Here is a 10198-nt window from a genome sequence, read left to right on the forward strand (position 1 = left end):
CTTGTTTTTCAGACGGCCTCGGTATTACAGGATGCGGTGTGCCAGTGCGGGCAGACGCTGCCGCACGCTGTTCAGCCGCGCGGGGTCGAGTTCGGCGGTAATCACGCCTTCCCCTTCGGGCAGCACGGCCAGGATTTCGCCCCAGGGGTCGATGATCATGCTGTGGCCGAAGGTGCGGCGGCCGTTTTCATGGAGGCCGCCCTGTCCGGCCGCCAAAACGTAGCATTGGTTTTCCACCGCGCGGGCGCGCAGCAGCAGTTCCCAATGCGCCTTGCCGGTGGTGTTGGTGAAGGCGGCGGGCAGCAAAAGCGCGGCAAACGGGCTTTGGGCGCGGAAAAATTCGGGGAAGCGCAGGTCGTAGCAGATGCCTTGCGCCAGATTCCAGCCGTCGGCAGTCAGACGGGGGACTTCGCGGCCGGCGGCGATGGTGTCGGCTTCGGCGTAGCGTTCGCCCAAACCCGAATAGCCGAACAGGTGCATTTTGTCGTAGCGGCCGATACATTCGCCGTTTTTGTCGTATGCCAACAGGCTGTTCCATACTTTGCCGGATGCGGGCGATTGCAGCGGGATGGTGCCGCCGAACAGGATAATACCGCATTCGGCGGCGGTTTCGGCCATCGCCTGTTGCAGGGTGCCGCTGCCGAAAGGCTCGGCCAGTGCGAGTTTGTCGCGGTCGTTTTGCCCCATCAGCGGCCAATATTCGGGCAGCAACGCCCAATCCGCACCTTGCTCTGCCGCTTGGCGTACCAGGCGGCGCATGGCGGCGGTATTGGCGGCGGGGTCGGTGCCGGAAACGGTTTGGATGACGGCGGCACGGATTTTCCGCATGGCGTTGCTCCTTTCAGACGGCCTGTTTTCCGTTTAATGTTTTTTGCCGAACAGTTTGATCAGCGGCAAGACGACAGCGCAAACGATTGCTCCGGACAGCAGGCCGACAATCAGGTTGGCCAGATTGCCCATGATGCCGCCCTCCCAGTGCATGGAGTGCAGGAAGTTAGACACGAACGGCGCGCCGTGGGCGATGATGCCGCCGCCGACTAAAAACATGGCCAGTGTGCCGACGACGCTCAGGCCGCGCATGAAAACGGGCATAACGGCCAGCAGGGCGTTACCGACGTTTTTCTGCGCGCCGCCGCGCCGTATCAGGAATAAACCCAAATCGTCCAGTTTTACAATCATGGCCACCAAGCCGTAAACAAATATGGTCATGCCGATGCCGATGACGGAGAGCATCAAGGCTTGTTGCAGCATGCCTGAGTCGGCATTCACCGCACCCATGGAGATGATGATGATTTCGGCCGACAGGATGAAGTCGGTGCGGATTGCGCCTTTGATTTTGGCATTTTCATCGGGCAATTCGTCGGGAACGGCTTCGGGCGAATGGTCGGCTTCATGACGGTGCAGGAGGGGGTGCAGCAGTTTTTCCACGCCTTCAAAGCAGAGATATGCGCCGCCCAGCATCAGCAGCGGGGTAATCAGCGCGGGGGCCAGCCACGACAGCAGAAGCGTGGCTGGAATCAGAATCAGCTTGTTTACCAGCGAACCTTTGGCCACCCGCCAGACGATGGGCAATTCCCGGTCGGCCGATACGCCGGTTACTTGGTTGGCGTTCAAGGCCAAATCGTCGCCGACCACGCCGACGGTTTTTTTCGCCGCCATTTTGGTCATCAGGGAAACGTCGTCGAGTACGGATGCGATGTCGTCGAGCAGGGTAAACAGGGATGCAAAAGCCATATAAGGGTCTCGGTTGGGAGGAAAGGGCGGATTATAGTCAAATCTGTCAAATACCGTAACGGTATGCCGCCGTTTTATGGCGGCAAACGTCAAAGGCCGTCTGAAAAACACATTTCAGACGGCCTTTGACGCATTGCGTTTTTTCAACGCTACTCTTTGTCCGTATTGCCGATAAAGCGTGCGGCATAATCGCATTCCGCACTCAGCGGGATGCCGTTGGCTTCGGCGTGCGCCATCAGGGCATCGACCAGCATTTTGGCGATGCCGCGTCCTCGGAAGTTCGGTGATACTTCGGTATGCACGACATTCCAACCGCCGTTTTCTTCCGTGTAGCCGATGTGGCCGGCCTCGAGTCCGTCGATGTCGATTTGGAAGCGGCGTTGTTCGGGAAGGTATTTGATTTCGGGCATGGCTGATTCTCCTGTTGTTTGGGGATATTAGGCCGTCTGAAAGGCGTTGCGCGCCGGTTTGCCGGGTGTTTCAGACGGCCTGAAGGTTTATTTGTGGCTGGTATCGTTTGAACCGGCTGCGGAGCCGCAATGGAAACAATAGCGGTTGAACGCGCTTTTCCGCGTGTTGCAGTTGCCGCAGCGGTTAAACAGGTTGATGCTGCAATGCGGGCAGTAATCCATTTCGGGATGTTGGAAGTCCAGCGGGCGTTCGCAGCCGGGACAGATGCCTTTGGCAGTGCATTGCTGGGCGCGGTCATAGTCCATCTGCTGCTGCCGCTCGTCGGCGGGCAGTGCTTCTTCATTACGCTTGCGTTCGAGGTAGCGGTTCATGGCGACGATGGCGTAGCGGCCGATCAGTATGGTCATCAGGATGCCGACAGAGTAGCGTACATAGCCGCCGTAGCTGGGCAGGTAGGGGACGAGTTCGACGAAAAAGGCAAACAGGGCGAAATAGATGAAGCCCCAAACAAACGGCCACCAGCGCGAGCGGCGTTTTTTGGCGAACAGGTAACCGCCGATAAGCAGCAGCGGCAGGGTGAGGGCGAGGCGGTAGAGGAAGACTTGCAGTTCGATGCGGCGGTCGTCCTTTTCTTTGAGTTTTGATGCGTTATTCTGCTCCTGTTCGAGTTCTTTTTCGTTTCGGTCGCGCTGCTGGCGGTTATCGAGCTGACGCTGCTGGATGGCGGCATATTGTTGTTGCAGGGTTTGCTCTTTGACCTTCAGTTCGTCCAGCTTGCGGGTGCGGGCGATGACTTCGGGGTTTTGTTCGGATTGTTCGGTAGCGGAGCGGGTGGCAAGCCAGTTTTGCAGGCTTTGCTGTTCGGCGGCGGTTTGGTTGCGCTGTTTTTCCAATTCCAATGCGGAGCGTTCCGCTTCTTCCGTCAGGCGGGTGTCTTCTTCGTTTAGGCGATCGCGGGCTTGCTGCAGCAATATCCCTTTTTCGCCCATGTAGTCGTCCAATTCGCGGGTTTGTTCGACGGACGGCAGGTCGTTGATGACTTTGCCGCCCAGTCCGATGAGGAAGGAGGCAAAAATAAAGGCAATCAGCCACAGGCCGCGTCTGAACCATTTTTCGGGTAGGCGGTTGCCGGCGGATTTTTGGTGGCGCATGGCGTGCTCCGTTTCATGTGGGAAAGATGTCAGTATAGCGGGGTGTCGGGGGCGGGGGCAATCGGGTATGAGGCCGTCTGAAAAAGGAAAGGCCGTCTGAAACCCGTTGTTCGGTTTCAGACGGCCTCCAAGATTGCACGCTTATTGTGCGTCGTCTTGATACTCTTTGCCGTCGGCCAGCAGCAGGACGGGCTGGCGGTTGTTTTCGATGACTTCGGCGGTAATGACGGCTTTTTTTACCTGCGGCAGGTTGGGCAGGCGGTACATGGTTTCCAGCAGGGCGCGTTCGACGATGGAACGCAGGCCGCGCGCGCCGGTTTTGCGGGTCATGGCCAGTTTGGCGATGGCGCGCAGTGCGTCCGGTTCGAATTCCAGTTCCGCGCCTTCCATGGCGAACAGTGCTTGATATTGTTTGACCAGGGCATTTTTCGGCTCGGTGAGGATGTTGATCAGGGCATCTTCATCGAGTTCGGCCAAAGTTGCAATCACGGGCAGACGGCCGATTAACTCGGGAATCAGGCCGAATTTGATCAAGTCTTCCGGTTCGACGATTTCGAACAGTTCGCTGATGTCGGCGTTTTCGTCCTTGCTGTGTACTGCCGCGCCGAAGCCGATGCCGCCTTTTTCCGTGCGCTGGCGGATGACTTTTTCCAAGCCGGCAAATGCGCCGCCGCAGATAAAGAGGATGTTGGTGGTGTCTACCTGGATGAAATCCTGATTCGGATGCTTGCGCCCGCCTTGCGGGGGAACGCTGGCCACCGTGCCTTCAATCAGTTTCAGCAATGCTTGCTGTACGCCTTCGCCGGAGACGTCGCGGGTAATCGAAGGGTTGTCGCTTTTGCGCGAGATTTTGTCGATTTCGTCGATATAGACGATGCCGCGCTGGGCTTTTTCGACATCGAAATCGCATTTGCCCAAAAGTTTGGTGATGATTTGCTCGACATCTTCGCCGACATAACCTGCTTCGGTCAGCGTGGTTGCATCGGCCATCACGAACGGCACGTCGAGTTTGCGCGCCAAAGACTGCGCCAACAGGGTTTTGCCCGAACCGGTGGGGCCGATGAGCAGGATGTTGGATTTGGACAGCTCCACCGCGCCGCCCGCTTTCGGATGGCGCAGGCGTTTGTAGTGGTTGTAAACGGCAACGGCCAAGGCTTTTTTTGCCTGCTCCTGGCCGATAACGTGGTCGTTCAGGTTGGCGACGATTTCGGACGGGGTGGGCAGTTTTCCGTCCCCGTCGGTGGCGGAACCTTTTCCTTCGGCAGCCGCGTCGTCCCCGCCTTCCAGCATGATGCCGCAGGTTTCCACGCATTCGTTGCAGATATAGGCGTTTTCGCCTTCAATCAGATGTTTGACTTCCTGTTCGGCTTTACCGCAAAACGAGCAGTGGCGGTTTTCTGTGGTCATCGAGTGTGCCTTTGTCTGAATCGGCCCCAAGGCCGTCTGAAAAAACGGAGATTATAATAAGCAGCCGTGCTTTTTTCAATTTGCCGCAAGGTGCGGCAGGAACGGGCGGGGCCGCCGCCAAACGCAAACTCATGCAAAACTGCGTATGTTTGCTTTACAAACCGTTTGCTTTTCAAGGAAAATAATGACTTGCTTCAAAGCAAGGCGCACACAACAATCCCTTGATGGCGGTATCACCAAAAAACAAAGCCCGCTTCGCCGGCAAACTGTGTTTCAGACGGCCTCACGGCCGGTTTGAGCCCGCCGCCCCTTTCCGAATTTCTTTTTGTTAATTTAACGGACAGCCCGATGTTTTCTACACCGTTTTACAAAAAAGCCGCCGCCGTCTTCCTCGGTCTGAGTTTGGCTTCCGCCCCCGTTTTGGCCGACGATTTGGACGTGCTCGGCCAGTTTCTGCAGCAAAACCTGACATCCGACCAAGACCCGTTGGGTACTTTCCTGGCCGAAAATCCGGACGATATGCTGGAAGCGCAAGCGGCGATTGCCGGCCCGTTGCTGTCGTCGCAGGCAGCCCTGATTGTCAATAACCGTACCGGCGAAGTGCTGTATCAAAAGAACATGAACCGCGTTATGCCGATTGCCTCGATTTCCAAGCTGATGTCGGCGATGGTGGTTTTGGATGCGCGTCTGAATATGAACGAAGTCATCACCATTACCGAGGATGAAATCGACCGGCTGAAAGGCACGGGCAGCCGCCTGTCTGTCGGTACGCAGCTCACACGCGCACAATTGCTGCATTTGAGCCTGATGTCGAGTGAAAACCGTGCCACCCATGCGCTGGGCCGTACTTATCCGGGCGGTATGTCTGCCTTCGTGGCCGCCATGAATGCCAAAGCGCAAAGCCTGGGCATGACCAACAGCCGTTTTTACGAACCGACCGGTTTGGACTACCGCAACGTTTCCACCGCCTGGGATTTGAACAAACTGGCCGCTGCCGCCAGTAATTATGCGCCAATTACCAAAAACAGTACGGCCACCTACGGCTCGGTGTACACCAGTGCGGGCCGCCAGCAGAACTATAAAAATACCAATGCATTGGTGCGCGAAGGTACTTGGGATATCGAATTACAGAAAACAGGCTATATCCGCGAGTCCGGCCGTTCGATGGTCGTACGCGCGCGAATCGGCAGGGAACCGGTTACCATCGTCCTGCTCAATTCGCCCACATCCACCACGCGCGTCAATGATGCACGTAAAATCCAAAGTTGGATGATGCAGCGTCCGTCTTGAGCGGAGGCAGTTGTTTAAATAATGAAAAGGCCGTCTGAAAACCTTTATCGCGGGTTTTCAGACGGCCTTTTTATCTCCAATGCGGCGCATGCCGAAGTTTTAACCGATATTGATGCAAATCGGCGAACCGTAAATATAAATCGTACGAACCGAGTAACTTGTTGCTTCCAAGGCTTGGAAATCGTTTTCTTTAAGTTTAGGCAAGTCAGCACGGTAACGAAAGCGAAGCCGATTTTCTCTATTTCGGCATGCAGCCCTCGTTTTGATACAGGGTAAACAGCGGAACGCCCGCATCGCGGATGCGTTTGCCGCCCGGCAGGTCGGTAAATTCCAAAATAGCGGCAGCTTCGAGCACTTCGCCGCCGAGTCTGCGGATAAGTTCCGCACCCGCGAGCATGGTGCCGCCGGTGGCTACCAAGTCGTCCACCAGCAAAACACGCGCGCCGCTATGGAAGGCATCCGTGTGCATCTCCACCGTTGCTTCACCGTATTCCAGCGCATAACTTTGGGAAACGGTTTCGAACGGCAGCTTGCCTTTTTTGCGGATGGGTACGAAGCCGACATTCAGTTGATAAGCCAGGGCCGCGCCGATGATAAAGCCGCGTGCGTCCAAACCGGCCACAACGTCGACTTTCTGATCCATATAACGGTAAACCAGCAAATCCACCAACAGGCGGAAATATTGCGGGCTTTGCAGGATGGGCGTAATGTCGTGAAACAGAATGCCTTCCTCGGGCCAGTTGGGAATTTTCCGCATTTTTTCAAACAGGGCTTCCACGCCCATTACTTCGGGATGAATCAACACCGCCGTATCCTCATGGCTGAAATCAAAAACGCCCATTGTAACAAATTTTCTATTCCGCAGAGGGATGCGTTATAATCAAGAACCGTTATTAAGCCGATTTTACTATCATGAACAAACCGACTCCCGGCAATATCTTCATCATCTCAGCCGCTTCCGGCACGGGTAAAACCACACTGGTTTCCCGGCTGTTGTCGGCCCACGCCGATGTCCGTGTTTCCATTTCCCATACCACCCGTTCCCCGCGCGAAGGCGAGAGGAACGGCGAACATTATTATTTCGTCGGTACGGCCGAATTCGAGGGCATGGTAGGGAAAGGCGAATTCCTCGAACATGCCGACGTGTTCGGCAATTACTACGGTACCAGCTTCAGCGGTCTGCAAGCACTGCAACGCGAAGGTTTCGACGTTATTTTGGAAATCGACGTGCAAGGTGCCGAGCAGGTGCGCCGTGCGCTGCCGGAGGCCGTCAGCATTTTTATCCTGCCGCCGAGTTTTGCCGTATTGTCCGAACGCCTGCGCGGCCGCAACACCGACAGCGCGGAAGTGATTGAGAAACGGCTGCGGCAGGCACGCGGCGAAATCGAACAATCCCTGTTGTTCGACTATGTGGTTGTTAACCGCGACTTGGCAGAAGCCGAAGCACAATTGAGCGCGATTATCCGTTCTCAACGCCAGACCCAGGCGCGGCAGAAAAATTTCATTGAAGGACTGTTGTCCGAAAATTTCTAATTTCCCTATTTTAAACAATTTATTACCGATAAGGACGCAAAACATGGCACGTATTACAGTAGAAGACTGTTCCGACAAAATCCCCAACCATTTCGACCTGACCCTTGCTGCCGCACGCCGTGCCCGCCAACTGGAAAACGGCACTGCGCCGCTGGTGGACGATGTGCGTAACGACAAACCCACCGTTACCGCCCTGCGCGAAATCGCCGCCGGCCAAATTACAGCCGACATCCTGAACCGCAGCAAATAATATCAAACAAGCCGTCTGAAAATGTCTGCGCCTCAAGCCGCCGCCCCTTACGACCCGCTGACTGCCGAAGCGCGCAGCCTGCTGTTCAAAACCGCCGCCTACCTTTCTCAGGAAGACAAGCAGCGTTTGGAAAAAGCGTGTGCCTATGCCTTCCGTGCGCACGACGGGCAAACGCGTAAAAGCGGCGAGCCGTACATCACGCACCCGATTGCCGTGGCGACGGAATTGGCCAAGTGGCGCATGGACCTCCAAACCCTGAGTGCGGGGTTGATGCACGATGTTTTGGAAGACACCGGTACGACCAAAGAGGAAATGGCGGCGGAATTCGGCGAAACCGTTGCCGATATGGTGGACGGCTTGTCCAAGTTGGAAAAACTGAAGTATGACAATCAAACCGAACATCAGGCGGAAAGTTTCCGCAAACTGATTTTGGCGATGACCAAAGACATGCGCGTCATCATCGTCAAACTGTCCGACCGCCTGCACAATATGCGCACGCTGGGTTCGATGCGGCTGGAAAAACGCCGCCGCATCTCCCAGGAAACGCTGGAAATTTATGCCCCGATTGCAAACCGTATCGGTTTGAACCCCGTTTATCGGGAATTGCAGGATTTGGCTTTTCAAAATATCCATCCCGCCCGCTACCGTACGCTGCAAAAAGCCATGAACAATTTCCGCCGCAACAGGCGCGACGTGGTGGGCAAAGTGTTGGCCGCTTTCAGCCAACGCCTCGTCGGCGCCAATATCGAAGCGCAAATCAAAGGGCGGGAAAAAAACCTCTACAGCATCCATCAGAAAATGCGCAACAAACACCTGCGTTTTGACGAAGTGATGGATATTTACGGCTTCCGCGTGATCACCAACAGCATTCCGGCCTGCTATGCCGCACTGGGTGCATTGCATAATCTATACCAGCCCAAACCGGGAAAATTCAAAGACTATATCGCCATTCCGAAAAGCAACGGCTATCAAAGCCTGCATACCACGCTGACCGGCCCGCACGGCCTGCCGATAGAAGTCCAGATACGCACGCGCGAGATGAATGCAGTGGCAGAAAGCGGCGTGGCCAGCCATTGGGCATACAAATCCGGCGACGACAAACTCGATCAGGCAACGCTCAATACCAACAAATGGCTGCAAAGCATTCTTGATTTGCAGGCACGCTCGGCAAATGCGATTGAGTTCCTGGAGCACGTCAAAGTCGATCTCTTCCCCAGTGAAGTGTATATTTTTACGCCCAAAGGCAGGATATTGGTATTGCCCGAAGGCGCGACCCCCGTTGATTTTGCCTATGCGGTGCATACCGACATCGGCAACAGCACCGTGGCCGCACGGGTCAATAACAGCCTGGTTCCGCTTCGCACACCGCTGAAAACCGGCGATACGGTGGAAATCATTACCTCCGATCAGGCGCGGCCGAATGCCGCTTGGCTGAGTTTTGCCGTATCCGGCCGTGCGCGCAGTGCCATCCGAAGCTACATCAAGAACATGAATCGGCATGATGCGGTGGAATTGGGTGAGAGCCTGCTGCAAAAAGCCCTGTCCAGCCTGTTGCCGCGTGATGTTTTGCTGTCTGAGGAACTCAAAGAAGCCTATCTGAACGATTTGACTGAAAAGCAGACCAGTTTTGAAGATGTGTTGTACAACGTCGGCATGGGGCATACCCTGCCGGTGTCCGTGGCGATGCACCTTGCGGGGTTGGCTGGACAGCATTTGGGTGGAGAGGTCAAACTCAGCCCGATAAAAATCAACGGCAACGAGACCGGCCGCGTCCATCTCGGCCCCTGCTGCAACCCGATTCCGGGCGATGCCATCCGCGCGGTATTGATTAAGGATCAAGGCATCATCATCCACCGCGACACCTGTCCGAACCTCCTCAAGAGCGATCCCGAACACCAACTGGATGCGGATTGGGAGGCCATAGGCGGGCGCAGTTATCACACCAATTTGCTGGTTGCTTCGCAAGACGGCCACGGACTGCTGGCGGTAATGGCGCAAGCCATGTCGGAGCAGGGGGCGGATATAGAGGCGGTGGATACGCCTTCCCAAAGCCAATCGGGCACGGAAGGGTTCATCGAATTTAAGTTCCGAATCAAAACCAAAGATTTGAAACAGTTAAACAGCATTATCCACGCCTTGCACAGCATTCCGAATGTCCGGCGCGTTACCCGCGTTTGAATGTTTAAAGCAAATATTTAAAGCAAATGAAGGCCGTCTGAAAAATAGTTTCAGACGGCCTTTATTTATCCGAAAAGGGCAGCCGGAGACCTTTGCAAAAAGCCCTTCCCCCGACAGCCGAAACCCAAAAACAGGTTTTCGGCTGTTTTCGCCCCTAATTGCTCCTGATTTTACCCAAATGCCCCCTTAATCCTCCCCAGACACCCCCATAATCAGGTATCCGGGCCGCCTTTTAGGCGGCAAC

The 10198-nt window shown here is 55.6% G+C and carries 10 protein-coding genes; 4 read left to right on the forward strand and 6 right to left on the reverse strand.

The genetic code is table 11. From position 1 onward, the window contains the following. Positions 1-24: 24 nt before the first annotated feature. The 5 genes from ACTHSL_RS07215 to clpX form a co-directional block, all read right to left on the reverse strand. The gene (locus tag ACTHSL_RS07215) at positions 25-828 is read right to left on the reverse strand and encodes a carbon-nitrogen hydrolase family protein (protein ID WP_440380893.1); all 804 of its coding nucleotides are present in this window, start codon (positions 826-828) and stop codon (positions 25-27) included. 33 nt (positions 829-861) lie between these two features. Further along, the gene (locus ACTHSL_RS07220; protein ID WP_440380894.1) at positions 862-1734 is read right to left on the reverse strand and encodes a DUF808 domain-containing protein; all 873 of its coding nucleotides are present in this window, start codon (positions 1732-1734) and stop codon (positions 862-864) included. Positions 1735-1883: 149 nt separating this feature from the next. After that, positions 1884-2144: a GNAT family N-acetyltransferase gene (locus ACTHSL_RS07225; RefSeq protein ID WP_003773714.1), complete on the reverse strand. Its 261-nt coding sequence runs from the start codon at positions 2142-2144 to the stop codon at positions 1884-1886. Between the two features lie 87 nt (positions 2145-2231). After that, a complete protein-coding gene (locus tag ACTHSL_RS07230; RefSeq protein ID WP_440380895.1) occupies positions 2232-3296 on the reverse strand; it encodes a serine endopeptidase in 1065 nt (354 codons plus the stop codon). Positions 3297-3437: 141 nt separating this feature from the next. After that, positions 3438-4703 (reverse strand): ATP-dependent Clp protease ATP-binding subunit ClpX, encoded by a 1266-nt coding sequence (clpX, locus tag ACTHSL_RS07235; protein WP_107885480.1) that lies wholly within the window; start codon positions 4701-4703, stop codon positions 3438-3440. Positions 4704-5051: 348 nt separating this feature from the next. Between clpX and ACTHSL_RS07240 the strand changes: the two genes are divergently transcribed. Further along, on the forward strand, positions 5052-5993 hold the full coding sequence (locus ACTHSL_RS07240) for a serine hydrolase (RefSeq protein ID WP_003773700.1): 942 nt from the start codon (positions 5052-5054) through the stop codon (positions 5991-5993). A 238-nt stretch (positions 5994-6231) separates the two neighbouring features. Here ACTHSL_RS07240 and ACTHSL_RS07245 read toward each other — a convergent pair whose 3' ends face one another. Continuing rightward, complete coding sequence (locus tag ACTHSL_RS07245; protein WP_003773698.1) at positions 6232-6834, reverse strand: adenine phosphoribosyltransferase; 603 nt, start codon at positions 6832-6834, stop codon at positions 6232-6234. A 71-nt stretch (positions 6835-6905) separates the two neighbouring features. On the opposite strand from ACTHSL_RS07245, the gene gmk reads away from it, so the two are divergent. Genes gmk through ACTHSL_RS07260 form a run of 3 tightly spaced genes read left to right on the forward strand, consistent with a single transcriptional unit; the run spans position 6906 to position 9954 of the window. Further along, complete coding sequence (gene gmk, locus ACTHSL_RS07250; protein WP_440380896.1) at positions 6906-7526, forward strand: guanylate kinase; 621 nt, start codon at positions 6906-6908, stop codon at positions 7524-7526. Positions 7527-7569: 43 nt separating this feature from the next. Further along, a complete protein-coding gene (rpoZ, locus tag ACTHSL_RS07255) occupies positions 7570-7776 on the forward strand; it encodes a DNA-directed RNA polymerase subunit omega (protein WP_049248220.1) in 207 nt (68 codons plus the stop codon). Between the two features lie 21 nt (positions 7777-7797). Further along, a complete protein-coding gene (locus ACTHSL_RS07260) occupies positions 7798-9954 on the forward strand; it encodes a RelA/SpoT family protein (RefSeq protein ID WP_440380897.1) in 2157 nt (718 codons plus the stop codon). Positions 9955-10198 lie beyond the last annotated feature (244 nt).

Origin of the sequence: Neisseria sp. P0008.S010 (assembly GCF_051962715.1) — a bacterium.
Taxonomy (GTDB): Bacteria; Pseudomonadota; Gammaproteobacteria; order Burkholderiales; family Neisseriaceae; genus Neisseria; species Neisseria elongata.

Coding starts and splice junctions, on each gene's coding strand:
- rpoZ (WP_049248220.1), top strand. CDS start 7,570: ATGGCACGTATTACAGTAGAAGACTGTTCCGACAAAATCCCCAACCAT.
- ACTHSL_RS07225 (WP_003773714.1), bottom strand. CDS start 2,144: ATGCCCGAAATCAAATACCTTCCCGAACAACGCCGCTTCCAAATCGAC.
- ACTHSL_RS07215 (WP_440380893.1), bottom strand. CDS start 828: ATGCGGAAAATCCGTGCCGCCGTCATCCAAACCGTTTCCGGCACCGAC.
- clpX (WP_107885480.1), bottom strand. CDS start 4,703: ATGACCACAGAAAACCGCCACTGCTCGTTTTGCGGTAAAGCCGAACAG.
- ACTHSL_RS07230 (WP_440380895.1), bottom strand. CDS start 3,296: ATGCGCCACCAAAAATCCGCCGGCAACCGCCTACCCGAAAAATGGTTC.
- ACTHSL_RS07260 (WP_440380897.1), top strand. CDS start 7,798: ATGTCTGCGCCTCAAGCCGCCGCCCCTTACGACCCGCTGACTGCCGAA.
- ACTHSL_RS07240 (WP_003773700.1), top strand. CDS start 5,052: ATGTTTTCTACACCGTTTTACAAAAAAGCCGCCGCCGTCTTCCTCGGT.
- ACTHSL_RS07220 (WP_440380894.1), bottom strand. CDS start 1,734: ATGGCTTTTGCATCCCTGTTTACCCTGCTCGACGACATCGCATCCGTA.
- gmk (WP_440380896.1), top strand. CDS start 6,906: ATGAACAAACCGACTCCCGGCAATATCTTCATCATCTCAGCCGCTTCC.
- ACTHSL_RS07245 (WP_003773698.1), bottom strand. CDS start 6,834: ATGGGCGTTTTTGATTTCAGCCATGAGGATACGGCGGTGTTGATTCAT.